Below are 21395 nucleotides of genomic sequence, written 5' to 3' on the forward strand. Positions count from 1 at the left end.
GTTATTGCCATACTTTAACGGCCTCTTCCGCCATCAATTGTTCCAGATTAAATTCTTTGTACCGTGCTTCTGTATTGGAGTCATAAAACATATTGGAGTATATGAATCCATGTTCTTTGGCATCTTGTGCAGAACTGCCATAATATACTTTTTTGAATTTGGCCCAATAGATTGCCCCAAGGCACATCATGCAAGGTTCACAGCTGGTATACAACGTACAATCCTTAAGTGTTGTTGAATTCAATTTTCTACATGCTTCTTGAATCACTAAAAGCTCCGCATGCTGAGTACAGTCGGATAATGCTTTGACCTTATTGAACCCTTCGGCCACAACGGTACCATTCCTTACAATGACCGCACCAAAAGAACTACCTCCGTTTTCCTTGCCAAGTTTGGCCAGTTCAATGGCCCTTTGCATATAACGGTTCGCGTTATCGTTCATTTTTTATACTGTAGTATGCAAATCTATTTATCAAGTGCCAAAAACACAAAACATAAGATAATGCCTATAGCAGCAATAACTATGGTGAATTTTATGGCTTTTTCAAGAGCGGTAACTTTCTTGGATTCGTCTATATTTACTCTGGTCATAGGTGGTTATTTTACGGTTGATATGTAACAAAATTATAGTCAACCATTTAGACTTTTTGACTGTACAAAGTAAATTGTTGCCTGTATTAAATATACGTTAACTTATTGACATAATGTAAGATAAATCCTATTTATTGTAAGAATGGTTGTGAATATTGTACTTCTAGATTCTTTGGATACCTCCTATCAATGGTATATAGTTAGGCTATCAAAACACTATTAAAGCCTTTTTTCGCTTATATAAACTGTATCATGGATTCCTTGAATCTACTTTTAGGAGCATCGCACACCGGGCAAGAATAAGTTTCCTTAATATCCAAAAATTGTGTTCCTGCCGGTATTCCATTAATTTCATCACCCAATGTTTCATCATATACGGTAAAACAGTCCGTACATTGAAAAATGCTCCGTTCCTTATCCTGTACTTCAACTTGGGCAGTTTCTTCTTCATTGACCACCGTACCCAATTGTTCAAAATACATTTTACTCAACTCCATTAAAAGACCGGGAAGCTCAATTTTATCAATATCCTGGGCGTAGGTAAGATAATTTTGGCTATTGGGGTCAAAATGCTCAAAATGTAGCACATTGTAGGTTGGTCTTACCTCAAATTCCTGTACCAATGTCGGCAAATTATTTTTCTCTATAATTACCGATGCAAAATGAGATCGTTTACCAACTTCATTACTAATACCAAAGGTAAGACCATAAGTACTAATGTCATTTTGGTCAAAACTACGTACCAAATATTTCTTCAGCTCCAGCGCCTCCCCATCATCTATAGGAACATGCCAGTTCATCTCTAGCTGTGAATGCCTTACATTGATTCCCCTTTTACCTAAAAACCGTTCCAGTTCCGGTCTACTGGATTTTTTGATTCCTTTTACAACAAAGGACTTCCAAGGGGTAATGCATATTTTACCAATGCTGTTGTCCAAGCAAAACCCACAGAACTCTTTTAGAAAGGAGAGGTCATATTTGTTGTTTCGCCAATAAAGCCCTAGCCAATAAGAGTCCAGTCCCATTCTGTTCATTCCCTCGTAATATGGAAAAGTTTGAAAAGGCACCTTAAGCTCTTTCTCCATGGTTTTGTTATTGGTTTCAAGATTTTTGTTCATGATATAAAACAACTCGTCCACATCTGCTATATCTTCCTGAAACTCCTCTATTTGCATTGAAACCGAATTAATATCCCAACTATAGATCAATACAGGATAAAAGGCGGCGGACTTCCAATGGGGAAGCTTTATATTTAAATACCAATAATCTTCACTTTCCGAAGCAATAAAATTAAGATTGCCATTAAATATGGGAACCAAGCGCTGTTTGGGATCCGTGATGTTGATCTTGAGTTTGGGCTGAAAATCAAAACCTTCCAAAATATACAGGTAGGTAGAGCCTTTTAACCAGTGGGTCATATCAAAAATATCTGCGGAAACATAAGAACTTACAATGTTTTGAAATGACCGCTCCCCAATAATATCCGTATTGAATTTTGAAATGCTTTCCAGTTGCTCTTCCTTGGCGTCCTTTAACGGAAATAAAATATCCTGTCTTGAACCAAAATTAACATGGGTCAGCCCAGCGGACTCCAGCATGGTAATAATGTCCTTTAATTCTCCCGGTGAGGTTACGCCACCTTTGATCAATATTCTATGAAGATCATCGTTCATAACATTATTGCTTAATTTGCCAGTACAAGTTGACCCTTTAATAATTCCTTTATTTCAGGTTTACAACTACCGCACCCAAGACCGGCGCCCGTTTCTGAACATAATTTGTTGAAATCGGTACAGCCGCCGTGAATGGCGTCGTTAATATTACCTTCTCCTACCTGACTACAAGAGCAGACCAGTTTACCTTTTAAAGGTGTGGACGTAGTGGCTCCCCTTAATAATTCGTCCCTTTTTTCGGATAGTTCAATTTCTTCTTCTATAAGTCTCTTGAACTCCGCAAATTCATTTTTGTCCCCCATTAAAATAGCCCCTTTCAAGGTATCGTCCTTAACAATGCATTTTTTATAAAAACGTTTGCTTACATCCATCAATATAATTTCCTCATAAGTGGAATCTCCTATGGGAGCATTTACCATACCTATACTACAGAGATCAAGGTTTTCAAATTTTAAAATATTCATTAATACCGACCCATTGTATATACTGCTAAAATCCCCTAGGATAAAATTGGCGGCTATATCTGCCTGTTGCTCTGCAGCGGATGTTATCCCAAAAAGAGAATTGTTGTATTCCGCAATTTCCCCCAAGGCAAAGATAGAAGGGTCTGTGCTCTGTAAATACGAATTGACCACCACACCTCTACGTGTTTTTATACCGGTCTGTTTGGCCAATTCTATATTTGGCCGTGTACCTATGGCATAAACAATGGCATTGCATTGAATGGTACGCCCTGTCTTTAAGTTTACCAAAAGGGTATGCTTTAACCCTTTATCCTCAAAAACGGTACTAACTTCATTATCAAAATATAGATTGATGCCCCTTTCAGAAACATCTTCTGCCAATAACCGACTTGCCACACTATCCAATTGCCGTTCCATTAATCTTGGTGCACGCTGAATGATACTGATGTTGATGTCTATTTTTTTGAGTGCCGCGGCAAGTTCCAGGCCCAATAGACCACCGCCCACGATCACCACATTTTGTTCTTTTGCAGGCAAGCCAGTTTCTAAAAGGTATTTTCTCAATTTATCCGCATCTCCCCGTTCGCGCATCGTAAAACGACCTGGTAGCTGTATCTGCACATCACTTGGTATAAAAGCCCTACTACCCGTTGCCATGATCAATAGGTCATAGGAATGCTGAACTCCCATACTATCCGTAACCTTCTTATTGGTACTATCTATACTATCTATACCTATACCCGGGTGCAGTTCCACATCAAGTTTTTGCAATTCTCCTTCCTTTAATTTTTCCAAAGCCTCCCAAGACAGTTCATCACTTACATATTCCGGCAATAGTACCCGGTTATAGAATGGGTCTTTTTCCTTGGAAAAGACATGAAGGGAATCAATTGAGTTCTTTTCCCTATAGGATTGTATAAATCTATACGCAGCGGCTCCTGCACCAATGACGATGATGTTCTGTCTTACTTTTTCAAATTTGGTGACCTCTACAGCACAATACTTAAAATCTGGCTCCTTGGAAACCGGATCTACCAAATCATTGGTAAGGTTGTTGGCCCTGCCAAAATCATTGTTCAATACTTTGCCCCAGTGCATGGGCAAGAATACCACGGATTCCTTTATATCATAGTTTAATTGAACCTTTACCTGTACACTGCCCCTTCTGCTCCTAACCACTGCAATGTCTCCTTCCTTGATCTTTCTCAGATAAGCATCTACCGCGTTCATTTCCAAATAAGGGTGGGGAATATGGGTCAGCAGACGTTTTACCTTGCCCGTTTTTGTCCTAGTATGCCATTGATCCCTTACTCTGCCGGAATTTAATATCAATGGGTAGTCCCCATTGGTCTCTTCAGATTTATTATATAGTGTTGAAGGCGCGTTGAAATGGGCCTTTTTATCGTTTGTAAAAAACTTAAGGTCCGTAAATAGTCTTGGTGTACCCTTGTGTTTTTTGTGCGGAACAGGCCATTGAAAGCTTCCTTCGTTGATCAGGCGTTCATATGATAATCCAGAAATATCTATTTCCGTTCCTTTTGTCAACAGGCAATGTTCATCATAGACTTCACTACTGTTTTTATAATCAAAACCATGGTAACCCATTGCCTGTGCAAATCGCCATAAAATTTCCACGTCCGGAAGGGCTTCGCCCGGGGCATCTATTACTTTGGGCAAATAACTGATTCTTCTTTCCGAATTGGTCATGGTACCTTCTTTTTCCAACCATCCAGCGGCCGGTAGCAATAGGTCTGCATATTTAGTGGTCTCGGAATTATGCGAAATATCCTGTACCACTACAAATTTTGCGTTTTTAAGAGCCTTTTCAACCTTTTTTACGTTGGGCATACTAACAACAGGATTGGTACAAATAATCCATACGGCCTTCATTTTTCCACTCTCAAGGGCATCGAACATTTCCGTAGCGGTATACCCTGGCTCTGGTTGTATCTCTCCACCGCCCCAAAACTCCGCAACTTCCTTTCTGTGTGCCGCATTCGCCAAATCCTTGTGTGCGGCCAATAAACTAGCCATACCGCCGACTTCCCTGCCACCCATTGCATTTGGCTGTCCCGTAAGGGAAAAAGGACCACAACCGGGTTTTCCAATTTGTCCGGTCAATAGCGATAGGTTCAATAGCGATACATTCTTTGCCACACCGATCACACTTTGGTTTAGTCCCATGGTCCACATACTAATGAACTTTTTGGCATTACCTATATATTCGGCAGCCTTACGGATATCCGATGCGCCAATGCCACACCTTTTCGCGGCCTCATTAATACTAAGCGCAAATGCCGTCTCCTTCACCGCGTTATAGTTAACGGTATGCTTTTTAATAAATGCCGTATCTATTTTACGTTTTTCTATGAGCCTCCGTGCAATGGCATTGAATAATATTACATCCGTTCCGGGTAAAATTTGTAAATGAAGATCGGCGCCCGCGCAAGTTTGCGTTTTTCTGGGATCTACTACAATGATCTTTACATTTGGATTTTCTTCCTTATGCTTTTCAAGCCTGCGATACAAGATGGGATGGCACCAGGCAGGATTTGCACCGGCAATTAAAAAACAGTCCGCCAATTCTATATCCTCATATGAAATAGGTACAGAATCCTCCCCTAAGGTCTTTTTATAGCCCACCACGGCAGAACTCATGCACAGCCTGGAATTGGTATCGATATTATTGGTGCCTATAAACCCTTTCGTTAACTTATTCACTAGATAATATTCCTCTGTAAGGCATTGCCCGGAAACATAAAACCCAACACTATCCGGACCATGTTTGGCAATGATACTTTTAAATACCGCAGCAGCACGCTCAAAAGCCGTGTCCCAATTTATTCGTTGTAAAGGATGATTGCGACTCCATTTCATTTCTGGATACATAATACGATCTGTCGTATCCTGAGCTACATAATTAAGGTTACGCCCTTTTGTACAAAGCATACCCTTATTTGAAGGATAGTCCGGATTTCCGTCTACGGAAATTGTACCCTTATTGTCCACATTGACCAACATACCGCAGCCAACCCCGCAATACGAACAAATTGTCTTATGTGTCTTTTTTATACTCATGGTATATGAAATGAGATGCAGTAGATAATTCTTATGCAAATTAAAAAAAGTACGTATAAATACGTACTTTTTTATCGTAATTGTTCGGCATTAAATCGTTTATTTCGCAATTAATATGATCAATTGTTGAGATTTAAACAATTCGCTGTCCATAAAATGGCTCGTTGAACTTTTATTGTTGCACTACTATGCAAATGGTTTAGTAAGACAATATGTTGGTAACAGCCTTATTAAATCAAATTATATTTCTGTGATTTTTTAGAAAGGTCTATCAGGTTTTTCACATCCATTTTACGCATTAAATTAAAACGGTGGGTTTCAATAGTTCGCTTGCTATTTTGAAGTTTTTCCGAAATCTGTTGATTGGTCAGACCTGAGAGAACAAGTTCTAGAACTTTAAGCTCTTTATTGGTAAGATCAAACACATTTTCCCCTTTGGCCTTTGGCGATTCCTCTTTGACCAACGGCTTGTTGGCTCCCAATAAATTATTGACCAGTACATTACTTATATCTCCACTAAAATACTTTCCGCCATCCCTTACCGTATGTATGGCTTTTATAAATTCCGTTTTGTCCGTATCCTTAAGCAAATAGCCATTGGCCCCGGCACTGATGGACTTTAAAATATATTCTTCAGAATCATGCATGCTCAATATAATGCATTTTACATCGGTATTGGTTTTTGTGAGTTCCTCTACCGCATCTATACCGTTCATAACAGGCATTCGTATATCTATAATCAATAAATCTGGGGTTAGTTGACCAACCATTTCTATGGCTTCCTTACCGTTTGATGCCTCTCCTATAACCTTTAAATCACTTTCAGACTCCAATAAAGAGCGTATACCATCTCTCACCAAAGCATGATCATCAACCAATACAATTCTCGTCATTTCACTTAAAATATAGGTAATTATACGTAATACGCTAAATTACATATATTTTTACATATGAAAATATGGTCCATACACTCTTTGTTGCATGGACCATTTGCTTTTTATTCATTCTGTATTGAAAATACTATTCCTTTGAGGTGTTCAAAAATTGTGGCTTTATCGTCAATTGTACCCATGCCCAATTTTGACTACTTGCCGCAAGGTCTTCAGAAATGCCCTTAAGTTCATACATACCGTCCGCTGCAAAAAGTTGTGAATATCCTATGGCCAAACCATAGCCGTTGAATCCTTTTGAGAATACCACATCTATTTCCGTTCCCAAAGATTTTTCGCCGCTGGGCAAATCCTGTTGCCCACTAAAATTCAATGCCTTTACCAACAAACTAGATTTGTTCCCTAAATTAAACTTGGCACTGGCATGGATATCGGTTAAACCTACACTATTTGCATGGTTGCCCACATAGAAGTAATCCATAAATCCATTAAATTTATGATTCGTGCCATAAAGGGGGAAAAAAGCTTCGGTCTTATCAGTAGTATCGGTTTTGTTACCACTGATTATTTCAGTCCCCAATCCTAACATAATCTTGTCACTGGCTTTGTAGCCCAGTTCCAGCCCCAGTAAATAAGCTCCGCCAACTTTTACACTGTTCTGTCTTTCCCCTGTCTGTAAAAACAAATTGGCACTGGCATTGAACTTCCCTTCCTTAAAGGCTAAATGAGTACCTAAGGTCTGTAGGCTACTTATCCCGTCTGCCACACCTTGGCCATCAAAATTTTGAAACCCGTTATTGAGCGCCAGAAAACTAGCCGAAAAACCTGTCCACTGTTGTTTGGCATAAAGATATTGCATGGTTTTATACGTAAAGAACCCTGCTGTATTATATGCCGTACCAACCGATTGAAAGCCTGTAGGGTTATCAAAATCCTGACTAAATGCCAAACCTACATCAAGTAAAAATTTATCTTTCTTATATTTCAACAATGCGGCATCATGGTTTCTACCTTGCTGTGCCCAATCTAACCCGCCAAATATGCGTTGGTCATCATATGAAATGATTTGCCTTCCCAGTTTAGTGGACCAACCTTTTCCCAAGTTAATACTGGCCCAAGCTTCAAAAACCGCAAAGGAATCATTTTGGTCATCTGGTAAAATTTGCCTGTTCTCCCCCCATACCATTACATCTTGTATACTCAAATAAAACTGGTAGGCATCAAGTGCATAAGCGGCGTTTAATCTAGCGCGTGTAGAAATGGCAAACCCGGCATCTGCCTCATCTGCTATTAATGTGCCAAAACCATGTCTGTATTCCGTTCTTGGCCTAAACTGCCCATCTAATGTAAATTGTGCATTAATTGTATTGATGGCTATAACCAAAAAGGCAATAATTACGTATTGTTTTTTCATATTCTAATTCTTTAAATAATAAAAAGTGTTGCTGGTTAGTGTTCTAAAAAGTCTATTAAATGTTTACGATAGGTGTAGTAATCCTCATGATCCAAAACAGATTTCCTTGTTCGTGGCCTATCAAAATCTATAGCGAGTATGTCGCCAATTTTGGCCCTTGGCCCACTGGTCATCATAACGACACGGTCCGCAAGAAATATGGCTTCGTCAACATCATGTGTGATCATAACGGCGGTAATTTTTTCTTTATTCCAGATTTCTATGAGGATATCCTGAAGTTCTCCGCGGGTCAAGGAATCTAGCATTCCAAAGGGTTCGTCCAATAACAATACTTTTGGTTTTATGGCAAATGCGCGGGCAATACCTACCCTTTGCTGCATACCTTGAGAGAGTTCAGATGCCTTTTTGTGAAAATCCTTTTCAAGGCCTACCTTTTGCAAATAGTGTTTTGCAATATCATGTCGTTGATTTTTTGTGGCGTGTGGAAATACCTGATCAACGCCCAAAAGCACATTTTGCAATGCGGTCATCCATGGCATTAAACTTGGTGCCTGAAATATTACCCCACGGTCAGGCCCCGGTCCGGTAACAGGTTTTCCCAGCACGGATATATTTCCTCCGGAAATAGGGTTCAACCCAGCTATCATGGACAACATTGTAGTTTTTCCGCAGCCGGAATGCCCAATTATAGTGACAAATTCCTCCTTTAATATCTGAAGGTTCAAATCCTCTAAAACCACATAATCGCCTTTTGGCGTAGGATATACCTTTTTAAGCTCAGATAGGTCCAACATAACCTTGGACGGATACACAATACCGTTTTCAGTATAGGTTTTATTTTGTTCTATTAGTGTATTCATTTTTTTGATTTTTAGGCTACAAAGCTTTTGGGAAGTATATCCGGTAATACATATTCCTCTTGTGAAACCGTTTTCCTTTGATTTCCAATATCCATAAGATATGCTATGATTTCATTCCTGGTTTTCTTGTAATTGGGATTGTCGTTCATTGCTGTTTTATCGCGTGGCCGCTCAATGTCTATTATAAATTCCGGACCAAGTGTTGCATTTGGGCCCGGCTTAAGTGGAATTATACGATCTGCCATATAAATACCCTCATCCACATCATTGGTAATCAATAGTGCGGTACGCTTGTCCTTACTCCAAATGTTCAGGATTTCATCTTGTAGGTTTCCACGGGTCAAAGCATCCAATGCCCCTAATGGCTCGTCCATGATAATCATCTCCGGATTCATGGCCAAGGCCCTGGCCACGGCAACACGTTGCCTCATACCCCCTGATAATTCCTTGGGCCTTTTATTGATCGCCGGACTTAGACTTACCATGGCGACATAATCTTTTACCCGTTGCCTCAAAGCCATCTTATTCTCCTGGGGAAATGCTTCCTTCACGGCCATATAAATATTTTGGCCCACGGTCAGCCAAGGCAAAAGCGAGTAGTTCTGAAAAATTACACCTCGCTCATGGCTGGTGCCTACAACAGGGGCCCCCTTAAAAAGTACCTCACCGCTAGTTGGCTTTAAAAGCCCATTGATAAGATTTACCAATGTTGTTTTGCCACTGCCGGTAAAACCTACTATAGCAACGAACTCACCCTCTTCTATAGTAAGGTTAATGTTAGAAAGTACGTTCGTAACATTGTCGCCATAGCCGTAACTCTTATAGATATTATTTAATTCTAAATATGCCATTTGCTTTGAATTTTTTGGTTAGGCCATTTCATTCTTGTTGAACGACACTATATTTTGTACCGATAACATTATTCTATCCAACAGAAAACCAATGATGCCTATGACGAACATGGCCACGATAATCTTAGCATTGGAATCATTGGCGCCATTTTGAAACTCCTCCCAAACAAAAAGACCCAATCCCTGACTCTGTGCCAAAAGCTCAATAGCTATCAATACCATCCAAGCTACCGATAGGGTAATACGCAAACCGGTAAATATTAATGGGAGGGAAGACGGCAAGATTACTTTAAAGACTTTTTGGAATGTACCCAATTTCAGTACTTTGGCCACATTGATATAATCCTTGTCCACTGACGATACCCCCATGGCCGTATTGACCAATGTGGCCCACATGGCACATAACCCCACACTGATAAAGGAAATGACAAAGGCATTGTCAGAACTATCCCCAATGTATAGTGTCTTAACGATCATGAAAACCAGGAGGTACCATACTACGGGTGATACCGGTTTGAACACTTGAATAAACCAATTGAACGCACTACGCAACGATGGACTTAAACCAATGATAATGCCAATAGGTACGGCAATAAGGAGTGCTAACAAAAATCCTGCAAAAACCGTTTTTATACTTGTAAGGACAATATCAATAAATGATGCCCTACCTGTATATACTATAGCATCTTTGCCTTGGGCAATCAACTTTGCATTGGTATCTGCCATTTTCTCCACAAATGCGGCCTTATCTGCCGTAATTACTTTGTGATCGGCGATCAACGATTGCAAGGACCCCCATACCTGTAATGGCGAAGGCAGCGTATTGGGCTGGCAACTACTGTCCCCAGATTCTATACAGGCACGTTCTACTGCGGCCGCTTCCTCACCTCTTTCCGTCAGGGCCTTTTCAATTTTATAATTGGCCTCTTTATTGTAGAGCGCTTTTGACCCTAATTGCCAAAGCGCCAAGAACAATAGTATGGAAACTAAGGTAATCCCCGTTTGTTTCAATGACGAAAGCACCTTGGTCTTATTAAAACTCGGGGTTATTTTTGCAATGAAGGATCGTAAAAACGCAACTCCCTGTCCTTCTTTTTTTAATACGATTTCCTGCTCCATATTACTATAATTTTAATTCTATTTGTATGCTTTTAATCTTTGTTACCAATGGAAAAACTATTGATATACCCTATTGGGTCTTTTGCGTCGTAAGATGTGCCATCTATAAAATCTGTTGTAGCAGGCTTATACCCATCGGTGTTAGGGATATCGCTAGCCGGTATTTGCCCTTCCGCAACCAATAAATCCGCCGCTTTTTTCCATATATCCGGACGATAGATGTCCTTGATGGTCTCACCGTACCAATCTGCTGATTTGCTTTCCGGAATTTGACCCCATCTACGCATTTGTGTCAAGAACCAAATACCATCTGAATAGAAAGGATATGTGGCATTGTATTTATAGAATACATTGAAATCCGGCATTTCCCTTTTATCTCCTTTTTCAAATTCAAATGTACCGGTCATTGAATTCGCAAGAACCTCTTCCGGTGCACCCACATATTGCGACATAGCAAGGATTTTTACCGCTTCTGCCCTATTAGAAGGTTCATCTAACCATTTTCCCGCCCTGATCAATGCTTTGGTAACCGCAATGGCGGTATTGGGGTTTTGCTCAACAAATTGCTTGGTCATTACAAATACCTTTTCAGGATTGTTCTTCCAGATATCATAATTGGTAGTAACCGGCACCCCTATACCTTTAAAGACCGCTTGCTGGTTCCAGGGTTCGCCTACACAGTATCCATAAATGGTTCCAGACTCTAAGGTTGCGGGCATTTGTGGCGGTGGTGTAACGGATAGCAATACCTCTGCATCTATTTGTCCCTGAACATTGTCCGCGGTATACATACCTGGATGAATGCCTGCTGCAGCCAACCAATAACGAATTTCATAGTTATGGGTAGAAACCGGGAATACCATACCCATTTTAAAGGGCTTACCACTATTTTTATATTCGGTAATAACGGGTTTGAGTGCATCTGCCTTAATAGGATGAATAGGCTTTCCTTCATTATCCGCAGGAACATTTGGTTTCATTTTGGACCAGACATCATTGGATACCGTAATGCCGTTTCCGTTCAGGTCCATTGAAAATGGTGTTACCAATTCCGCCTGTCTTCCAAAACCAGCACCGGCAGCAATAGGTTGCCCTGCCAACATATGGGAACCATCTAACTGACCATCTATGACACGGTCCAATACATTTTTCCAGTTGGACTGCGCCTCTACCGATACAAATAAACCTTCATCCTCAAAAAACCCTTTTTCCTTGGCAATGGCCAAAGGTGCCATGTCTGTCAATTTTATAAATCCAAAGGTCAATTGTGGTTTTTCAATTTCCAGCATTTTAGTCTTTGATACTGGTGATTCTTCCTTGGCTTCTACAGCATTCTTCTTTGCTTCCTTTCCTCCGCAAGCCATTAGCACTAATGCCGCACTTGCCAGTAATGATGCTCTTTTTACAATGTTCCTCATAGTGTACAAAAATTTAATTCTACGTATTTATACTTATACATGACAAATATATACGTATCGCTAATTGTAGCCTATGGGATTACCTAGGTTTGAACCTCTTTTTACACCATATCCTTACATGGCAAATAACCATGAACAAAACTGATAATTCACAGGTTATCATTACAAATCATTAGTTTATAAGGACTTATGTGTCTTGATTTGGAATTAAGAATAATTACTTAGGAAATGTGATGGACTAAAAATTAATACGTAGTACTAACTGTCCAAATAGAAGTTATGCTCAGAAATTTCATTTTGTAGCATAGGAATGTCCAATAAGCCGATTCTTTTTCCTTTAGTGGCCACCAACCCTTCTTTCTTAAGGGCGGACAAGGTTCTAATAACCTGCTCTTCCGTAGTTCCGGCATAATTGGCATATTCCCTCCTACTTAATACTATAGCGGTATACCCATTGTTTTGACCAAACTTTCTGTTGATATATAATAAGGTATCTATGACCCGCTCCCTTACGGTCATCTGTGAGAGCGATTTTACCCTTATCTCACTTCTATTAAGCTCATTGGCATAAAACAACATAAGATCATAGGTAAGCTCCGGACTAATCTTCAATATTTCTTGCAATAGGTCTTTAGAAAAATAACACAAAGAACTATCTACCAATGCCATGGCGCTTATTGGATATGTCTCTTCAGTACCAAAACCGCGGTGACCTATAATTTCTCCAGGTGTGGCAAAACGAACAATCTGTTCCCTGCCCAACAAACCCGTTCTTACTACTTTTACCTTACCGTTCAAAAGAAAAAACAGACCGGTTACGGAAGCGCCTTCCATTATAAACTGTTGGCCCTTTTTACATTTTATCTCTTTACGCGATTTTATCAGCTCACTTATTGCCGGATTAGATACATGTTTCCGTACAAGACAATTAGTGTTTGTGCATCTTGTACATAAGTTACCCGCTTTAGCGCTACTCCTTTTATAATGTATGTGGTGTACAGGTAAATGCATGATGTATCCTATTTAAGCTTTAGTACCCAAAAATTTGGAAGGGGCAGATGCTGAAATGGCCGTCTCTGTCTGTACGCTTTTTTCATCTACGGTTGAAAATTTTATGGCCAGGCTAGCCAATGCGGCTAGAACAACAAAGCCCCCGATCATGAAATATCCGCTGGAAACCGCATTGGATGCCGCAGCGGCTTGGGCTGCGCGCATGGCTTCTTCCCCAAGACCTGTACTTGAGGCCAATGCATTTGTTTCTGCCATGGCAGATTTTGATTTTAACAATAACGCTGCAAGAAAGGCTCCTACATTTCCTCCCGCACCAACAATTCCGGATATAGAGCCAATGGCCTTTTTATTGATAAACGGCACTACTGAAAACGTTGCCCCTTCTGCCATTTGAACGGAGAGGCTAAAGGCTATAAGAAAGATGATACCCATAGTAAAACTGGTGGTCAATGAAAAAATGGACAACATAAGTCCTTCCAATGCTAATATTATGGTCAAAAAAATAACCCTGCCCCGTAACCCTTTTAGTCGGCCAAATCGGTCGCCAAAAAAGCCTCCTAGAGTACGAGCAAAAATATTCATCAAGGCAAATGATAAAACCAAATTACCTGCCGTACTTCTAGTGAGGCCAAATGTATTCTGCAAATAATCGTCCATAGTACCGTAGACGGTCAGTTCCATACCAAAAGATGCTGCATATACAATAAAAAGGATCCAGACCCTGTAATCCTTCAACACATTTTTAAAGGATTCCTCATCTTTCTTTAGGGTAGGCATTTTGCCCAATTTTTTCAATTCACTAAAATTCCCTTCGGGGGTATCTTGGGTAAAATAATAATATATGACCCCCATAGTCATGGCAATGATTCCTGCAATGACCATGGCATAACGCCAAGCGACCTCATCTGCAACCCCAAAGCTAACTACGGCCGCAGCAATTAAAGGCATTCCCAACCGGTTGGCACCTCCGCCAAGATTTCCCCAGCCTGCAGAAGTAGCATTTGCCGTGCCTACAATATTAGAGGCAAACATAATTGATGTATGAAATTGAGTGATTACAAAGGATGCCCCTATAAAACCTATAAATAATCTACAGATCAAAAACTGTGCTGGCGTTTGTACAAAGCCAATAAGTATTACAGGTATGGCCCCTAAAATCAATAAATAGGTATAGCATATTCTTGGACCATACTTATCACATAATTTTCCGATTAGCAATCTGGCAAATACCGTTCCCGATACGGCCAAAATTATGGAATTCCATTTCTGATTTGGGGTCAATCCCAAATCCTTGACCACATCTGGCATAAAAGGTACAATGCCAAACCAAGCAAAAAAACATATAAAAAATGCAATTGATGTTATCCAAAACGTACGTATAGGCATACTTTTTATATTGGATAAATCCATGGTTGTTGATTTGTTAGAATTGTTGTCCATAAGATGCTAATTTTACGTTATACGCAAACCTACTATTATTTATACGTAATTATACGTAGTTTTATGTTAATTTTACTAGATACTACGTACTTTTATGTATTTCAAAATTCATGTAGGCACATATTATGGTTTTATCAATAGTAATATCAATTTTCCTTAGCTCTGTTAATACATGCCAATGTTTTTCATAAAAATCCCCGTAAACACAAAATATAATTCAGGGAGAATAACCTAATAACCAGAATATAATACCCGTTGCACCTCTTCCTCAAAAAATGCTGGATGTTCCGCTACCACATCCCCAATTACAATAATACCCGGCATGTCTATCGATATACGGCCTACATAATCCTTAATGGTACCCAAGGTTGCCACTATACATTGCTCGTTGCCCAGGGTGCCATTTTGAATAACGGCTATTGGCGTTAACGACCCCCTGTATTGATTGACCTCATCTACTATTTGAACCAATTTCTTAATGCCCATTAAGACGACCATTGTGGTAGATGACCGGGAAGCATATTCAAGATCTTTGGAAAACGAACCATCTTTCATTGTAGCCGTCATTACCCAAAAGCTACTACTTACACCTCTTTTGGTCATAGGTATACCTTGACCGGTTGGTACCGCTAGCGAACTTGAAATACCGGGTACCACATAAACAGAAATACCAAATGCTTCCGCATAGGCTATTTCTTCATTTGCCCGTCCAAAAACAAAGGGGTCTCCCCCTTTTAAACGCACAACATGACCATATTGTAATGCATATGCCACCAAAAGTTCATTGATCTCTTCTTGGGTGTGAGAATGTTTTCCACAACGTTTACCTATGTATATTTTAGGAATATCACTACGTAGTTCTTGCAACAGGTCATTACTTACCAATGCATCGTATAAAATTACATCGGCTGATTGCAAAACCTTCATTCCCCTTAATGTTATCAAGTCTTTTGCTCCCGGTCCAGCGCCTACTAAACTTATTATTGCTTCTTTTTCAACCTCCATTCCCATAGTATTAAGTATTAATAATTATCAATTTACTAACAATAGTACGTAATTATTTCGATAAAATTAATACATTTATACGTATTTATACGTAATATTGTTACGTAGCTAAATTATAATCCTATGAAAACTATAATTGTTGTGGGCAACGGAATGGTCGGATATAAATTCTGTGAAAAAATTGCCGACCGTATTAAAGGCAAAGCGTTTAAGGTGCTCGTTTTTGGTGAAGAACCCCGTGCCGCCTATGATCGTGTTCATTTAAGTGCTTTTTTTGGCAATAGGGATGCCAAAGCATTGGAAATGGCTCCTATGGAATGGTATGCACAAAATGGCATTGAGCTTATTATTAACGAAAGGGTTACGGATATCCATAAAACAAAAAAAACCATAACTACCGCCAACGATAAGGAATTTGCTTATGATTACTTGGTATTGGCTACAGGTTCCGCTCCCTTTGTACCGCCCATTAAAGGGGTCGAAAAAAAAGGTGTTTTTGTATATAGGACCATTGAGGACTTGGAAGCCATGCTGGATTATGCGGAAGAAATAAAACAAAGAAAACCCAATGGCAAAGCGGCCGTGCTAGGAGGTGGATTACTAGGCCTGGAAGCCGGTAAAGCGGTCATGGACATGGGCTTGGAACCACATGTAGTAGAATTTGCACCAAAATTAATGCCTAGGCAGTTAGATGCAAGAAGTAGTAATGTGCTACAACTTACCTTGGAATCTATGGGTATTTCCATTCATACGGGCAAAGCCACCAATAGCATTCTTGGAAATGGCGCCATTACAGGTATGGACTTTGGTGAAGATGACACACTGGAAGTTGATATGTTAGTTATTTCGGCCGGTATACGTCCAAGGGATGAGTTGGCCAAAACATGTAACCTAGAGTTGGGGATTAGGGGCGGTATCGTCGTTAATGATAAAATGCAGACATCTGACCCCTACATCTATGCTATTGGGGAAGTGGCCCTGTACAACCAAATGATATATGGATTAGTAGCTCCTGGGTATGAAATGGCAGAAGTAGCGGTAAATCAAATATTACGGGCATCTGATGTGGTCATGAAACGGGAAATAGATATGTCTACCAAATTAAAGCTTATTGGTGTGGATGTAGCCAGTTTTGGAATTCCTTATATGCCTTCAGACAAAGGCTTGTCCATCATCTATGAAAACAAAACAAAAGGTATTTACAAAAGGATTAACGTTAGCCATGATGGTAAAACCCTGCTTGGCGGTATTATGGTAGGCGATGCCGAAGATTACAGTATACTTCATCAAATGTACCTCAATAATATGCCCCTTCCCGATAATGCGGAAGAACTTATCGTAGGCTCTAGGGGAGAGGGCGGTTCTGCATTTGGAAGCGCAATGGATTTGCCCGATACCGCGGTAATCTGTTCCTGTGAGGCAGTGACGAAAGGTGCGGTATGTAGATCGGTACTTGAAGACGGACTTGAATCCGTAAAGGATGTGGCCAAGGCCACAAAAGCGACTACAGGTTGCGGAGGATGCAAACCTATGGTAACCGACCTTATTAAGGAAAGCCTCAAAACCTTGGGCAAAACAGTTAAAGAGCGTATCTGTGAACATTTTAATTATTCTAGACAGGAACTGTATGACCTTATCAAATTAAAAGGCATTACAGATTATGATCGCTTATTGGACGAAGTAGGTAACGGTAACGGTTGTGAGGTCTGTAAACCAGCTGTAGCCTCTATTTTTGCAAGTCTATATAATGAAACGGCCAACAGGCAAGAGTCCATTCAGGATAGCAATGACCGGTTTCTTGCCAATATTCAAAGAAATGGTACGTACTCCGTAGTCCCAAGGGTCGCCGGTGGTGAAATAACCCCTAAACAACTTATGGCTATAGGCCGTATTGCACAAAAATATGACCTGTATACCAAAATTACCGGTGGGCAACGTATAGATATGTTCGGGGCCCAATTGCACGAACTGCCCTTGATCTGGGAAGAACTTATTAAAGAAGGTTTTGAAACCGGACAAGCATACGGCAAATCGTTACGTACCGTAAAAAGCTGTGTGGGCTCTACATGGTGCCGGTACGGTATGGATGAAAGTGTAAGCTTTGCCATTGAGATAGAAAATAGATATAAGGGCATACGCTCCCCACATAAGTTTAAAGGTGGCGTATCTGGATGTATTCGCGAATGTGCCGAGGCACGGGGGAAAGATTTTGGCTTTATAGCCGTTGAAGGGGGGTGGAACGTGTATGTTGGCGGTAATGGTGGTGCAAATCCAAAACATGCCCTACTACTGGCTGAAAAAGTAGACAAGGAAACTGCCATTAAATATGTAGATCGCTTTATTATGTTCTATATAAAAACGGCACAACCCCTACAAAGGACCGCACCATGGTTGGAAAAATTGGAAGGTGGCATTACCTACTTGCAAAATGTAGTCATTAATGATTCCTTAGGTATTGTCAAAGAGTTGGACGATGCCATGCAAGCACTGGTAGATTCTTACGTGTGTGAATGGAAGGAAGCCGTAGAAACTCCTGAAATTAGGGAACGATACACCCATTTTGTCAATTCTGATGATACGGACAATACTATAGAGTTTGTAGCACTTAGAGACCAGAAGATGCCTAAGGAATGGGTGTAAAATAATGCAAGGCTAAAAATATGAAGTACTAAGTATAAAATGCTGGTATTTGGTTAACGTAAAATACAGGTCTAAGGTAAAGTGACCTAAATAACATATAAAATTATGATAGCTCAACTTAATGTTTACGAAACAGTTTCCCCAAATGAAGTAAAGGTTTGGTTCAAAGCTGCTCCTATTTCCAAATTTCCCAAAAATGGAGGCGCATGCATCAAATACAAGGACAAACAGATAGCGGTCTTTAATTTTACCCGTGAAGGTTCTTGGTATGCGTGTCAAAACCTATGTCCCCATAAGGTGGAAATGGTCCTCTCCAGAGGGATGATCGGAGAAGAGCATATGGAACCAAAGGTTGCTTGTCCATTGCACAAGAATACGTTCTCCTTGAAGACCGGAGAGAATTTAAACGGCAGTTTGGACGCTATTGCCACCTACCCGGTAAAAACTGAAAATGGCTTTGTGTATGTTGGCTTTTCTGAATAGCTTTGAGGAAACACAAAATATATGGCGACCACCAATAAATTAGAACTTGCCTTTCAGCTTTTTGACACCGCCAATGAACAAGATCCCAATACAGAAGTTTTTAAAGGCACTACTTACCCAAAAGAAGTACTTTATGGCCAAAGGATGACCAAACGCTTAAATGAATTTAATCCTAACGCATCTGAAGCGTTGCGCCTAACGGCCCGCTGCCAACATATTTGCAGGTGGGAAATTCCAAGAGAATCCTATGAAATGAACCGTGAAGGTTATTTAAGATGGAGGCAAGAGTTAAAAAAATTCCATGCCAATAAAGCGGCAACCCTATTAGATGAAGTGGGGTATGACCAAGAAACCATAGATAAGGTACGGTTTCTTCTGGAAAAAAAGCAACTAAAGAAAAATGAGGAAACCCAATGTTTGGAAGATGTAATATGCCTGGTATTCCTGGAATATTATTTTGAACCGTTCGCCTTAAAACATCCTGAGGACAAAACCATAGATATTCTACAGAAGACATGGCGTAAAATGTCCGCAAAGGGACATGAGGCGGCATTGGCCCTGCCTTTATCATCATATTCCACCAATTTGATTACCAAGGCCTTGAGCGCCTAATACTAAATTTAGTTTTATGGCCAATGCAGGACACGAGATACCATTAGACACTGCTACATTTTTACGCATAAGAAAATGGTACCTCTTAGCTTTTGCCGCAATTGCATTGACAATTATAATCGCCCAAATATTAATTCAGTTGCACCTAAAGGCACAATCAGGGGATTCTGAAGTTATCAATGTTGCCGGTAGACAACGTGCTTTTAGCCAAAAACTGGTCAAGGAGGTCTTGCTATTGGACAGGGCTACAGATATTGATGACAAACGAATGCTGTTGGCCGAAATTGATAAGACCCTAACCGTTTGGAAAACTTCACATTCCGGACTTCATTTAGGTGACAAATCCTTTAATCTACCCTATGAGGACGATGAAAAGGTACAGGAACTTTTTTCCATGCTAGACCCGCACCACACTAAAATGGTAAAGGCCCTGCAAGAAATTCTAGACCGATACGATTTACATGGGGACAATACCCAATTGTTTAAATCCAATGTGGAAATTTTACTGAACAATGAGCGGACTTTTTTGAATTTAATGGATCAAATTGTCAACGAATACGACTATAGAAGCAATGCGCAATTACAGAAATTAAAACAAAAGGAATATTGGTTGCTTGCTTTTTCGCTCTTGATTCTGCTGTTGGAAATCTATTTTATTTTTAGACCGCTGTCCATCCAGATTAAAAAGACCATTGGGCACCTTGTTGGCAGCCAAGAAGAATCCAAAAATCAACTTGCTAAAATTCAAAGTCTATATGATGAAAAGGAGCGTTCGCTAAAGGAATTGCAAGAACTTAATTTTGTTATAGACAATGCGGCCCTGTTTGCAAGTATACGCAAAGATGGCAGCGTAGTGTTCATCAGTAAAAAATTCCTGGCATTGCTTGGCCATACCCGCTCTACCCTCAACAAGCCATTTTCAGAGATTCTTACCATAGATGAAGGCCAACAAGCCTATCTTAAAGAGGTGCTGAAAGTAAACCGAAAAAACATAATCCGTAAGGAAGAGCTACAGGTGCGTACCGTTAACGGATCTACGGTATGGTTAGACATGTCCATTGTACCAATGCACCACTCGTCATTAGAGCAGGACATTTTGATCTTATGTTCGGATATTACGGAACGTAAGGAAAACCAGTTAAAGGTAGCCGAACTGACCAAGCAAAATTTTGAGGAGCGCATACAACAGAAAAAAGCGCAGGCCAGCCAAATTGTAGAAGGGCAGGAAGAGGAACGCAAGCGTATTGCCAAGGATATTCATGATGGTATAGGACAAATGTTGACTGCCCTAAAGTTCAATATTGAATCCATAGACTTGGAAAACAAGGAAAAAACAGGGGAGAAAATCGCATATTTAAAGGCACTAGCATCAGACCTTATTAAAGGGGTTAGAACGGCTACTTTTAACCTTACACCGCCTGAGCTAAGCGATCATGGCATATTTCCGGCCCTTCATAAAATGACTGCCGAATTATCCAAGCTTACGGGTAAGAATATCCTCTTTAAGAACAAGACCGATAGTAATATCCGGTTTGATTCATTGGCAGAGACCAATATTTACAGGGTAACCCAAGAAGCGGTCAACAATGCCATAAAATATGCCGATGCCAATTACATTTTGGTTACCTTGAACTATACCCACCCCGTTCTAAGCGTTGTTATCGATGATGATGGTAACGGCTTTGATGATAGTATCCTTGGCCAATTGCCCAAAAATAACAGTGAAGGGGGTATGGGCCTTTTCTTTATGAAAGAACGTATTGACTATATCAATGGCCGACTCTTTATCAATTCCGAGCCGGGAAAAGGCACAAGGGTCACTATAAACTACAAAACGGAATAATAT

The 21395-nt window shown here is 40.2% G+C and carries 17 protein-coding genes; 4 read left to right on the forward strand and 13 right to left on the reverse strand.

Going from position 1 to position 21395, the window contains the following annotated elements; all coding sequences use genetic code 11:
- Position 1: 1 nt before the first annotated feature.
- The 13 genes from Q2T41_RS09125 to cobA form a co-directional block, all read right to left on the reverse strand.
- Complete coding sequence (locus tag Q2T41_RS09125) at positions 2-442, reverse strand: nucleoside deaminase (protein WP_304435816.1); 441 nt, start codon at positions 440-442, stop codon at positions 2-4.
- A gap of 23 nt (positions 443-465) precedes the next feature.
- Positions 466-591: a hypothetical protein gene (locus tag Q2T41_RS09130; protein WP_261375021.1), complete on the reverse strand. Its 126-nt coding sequence runs from the start codon at positions 589-591 to the stop codon at positions 466-468.
- 236 nt (positions 592-827) lie between these two features.
- Complete coding sequence (locus Q2T41_RS09135) at positions 828-2264, reverse strand: rubredoxin (RefSeq protein WP_304435817.1); 1437 nt, start codon at positions 2262-2264, stop codon at positions 828-830.
- Positions 2265-2275: 11 nt separating this feature from the next.
- Entirely contained in the window at positions 2276-5806 is a 3531-nt protein-coding gene (locus Q2T41_RS09140; protein ID WP_304435818.1) for a molybdopterin-dependent oxidoreductase, read from the reverse strand.
- Positions 5807-6036: 230 nt separating this feature from the next.
- The gene (locus tag Q2T41_RS09145; RefSeq protein WP_304435819.1) at positions 6037-6699 is read right to left on the reverse strand and encodes a response regulator transcription factor; all 663 of its coding nucleotides are present in this window, start codon (positions 6697-6699) and stop codon (positions 6037-6039) included.
- Positions 6700-6826: 127 nt separating this feature from the next.
- Complete coding sequence (locus Q2T41_RS09150) at positions 6827-8110, reverse strand: alginate export family protein (protein WP_304435820.1); 1284 nt, start codon at positions 8108-8110, stop codon at positions 6827-6829.
- A 35-nt stretch (positions 8111-8145) separates the two neighbouring features.
- Positions 8146-8970 carry an ABC transporter ATP-binding protein gene (locus tag Q2T41_RS09155; RefSeq protein ID WP_304435821.1) on the reverse strand — a complete coding sequence of 275 codons (825 nt, stop codon included), beginning with the start codon at positions 8968-8970 and terminating at the stop codon, positions 8146-8148.
- Between the two features lie 11 nt (positions 8971-8981).
- On the reverse strand, positions 8982-9821 hold the full coding sequence (locus Q2T41_RS09160) for an ABC transporter ATP-binding protein (RefSeq protein ID WP_304435822.1): 840 nt from the start codon (positions 9819-9821) through the stop codon (positions 8982-8984).
- A gap of 18 nt (positions 9822-9839) precedes the next feature.
- A complete protein-coding gene (locus Q2T41_RS09165; protein ID WP_304435823.1) occupies positions 9840-10940 on the reverse strand; it encodes an ABC transporter permease in 1101 nt (366 codons plus the stop codon).
- A 32-nt stretch (positions 10941-10972) separates the two neighbouring features.
- Positions 10973-12358: a CmpA/NrtA family ABC transporter substrate-binding protein gene (locus tag Q2T41_RS09170; RefSeq protein ID WP_304435824.1), complete on the reverse strand. Its 1386-nt coding sequence runs from the start codon at positions 12356-12358 to the stop codon at positions 10973-10975.
- Between the two features lie 258 nt (positions 12359-12616).
- The gene (locus tag Q2T41_RS09175) at positions 12617-13369 is read right to left on the reverse strand and encodes a Crp/Fnr family transcriptional regulator (protein WP_304435825.1); all 753 of its coding nucleotides are present in this window, start codon (positions 13367-13369) and stop codon (positions 12617-12619) included.
- A 12-nt stretch (positions 13370-13381) separates the two neighbouring features.
- Positions 13382-14809, reverse strand: coding sequence for an MFS transporter (locus Q2T41_RS09180; protein ID WP_304435826.1), 1428 nt, complete (start codon positions 14807-14809; stop codon positions 13382-13384).
- Between the two features lie 231 nt (positions 14810-15040).
- On the reverse strand, positions 15041-15820 hold the full coding sequence (gene cobA / locus Q2T41_RS09185) for a uroporphyrinogen-III C-methyltransferase (RefSeq protein ID WP_304435827.1): 780 nt from the start codon (positions 15818-15820) through the stop codon (positions 15041-15043).
- Between the two features lie 117 nt (positions 15821-15937).
- Between cobA and nirB the strand changes: the two genes are divergently transcribed.
- The 4 genes from nirB to Q2T41_RS09205 all read left to right on the forward strand — a co-directional run bounded on the left by nirB (position 15938) and on the right by Q2T41_RS09205 (position 21392).
- Positions 15938-18454, forward strand: coding sequence for a nitrite reductase large subunit NirB (gene nirB, locus Q2T41_RS09190; protein ID WP_304435828.1), 2517 nt, complete (start codon positions 15938-15940; stop codon positions 18452-18454).
- A gap of 105 nt (positions 18455-18559) precedes the next feature.
- The gene (gene nirD / locus Q2T41_RS09195; RefSeq protein ID WP_304435829.1) at positions 18560-18937 is read left to right on the forward strand and encodes a nitrite reductase small subunit NirD; all 378 of its coding nucleotides are present in this window, start codon (positions 18560-18562) and stop codon (positions 18935-18937) included.
- Between the two features lie 21 nt (positions 18938-18958).
- Positions 18959-19549, forward strand: a complete 591-nt coding sequence (locus Q2T41_RS09200) for a DUF4202 domain-containing protein (RefSeq protein WP_304435830.1) — start codon at positions 18959-18961, stop codon at positions 19547-19549.
- Positions 19550-19565: 16 nt separating this feature from the next.
- A complete protein-coding gene (locus tag Q2T41_RS09205) occupies positions 19566-21392 on the forward strand; it encodes a sensor histidine kinase (RefSeq protein WP_304435831.1) in 1827 nt (608 codons plus the stop codon).
- Positions 21393-21395: the final 3 nt, after the last annotated feature.

It is taken from the genome of Maribacter confluentis, assembly GCF_030505015.1.
GTDB lineage: Bacteria > Bacteroidota > Bacteroidia > Flavobacteriales > Flavobacteriaceae > Maribacter > Maribacter sedimenticola.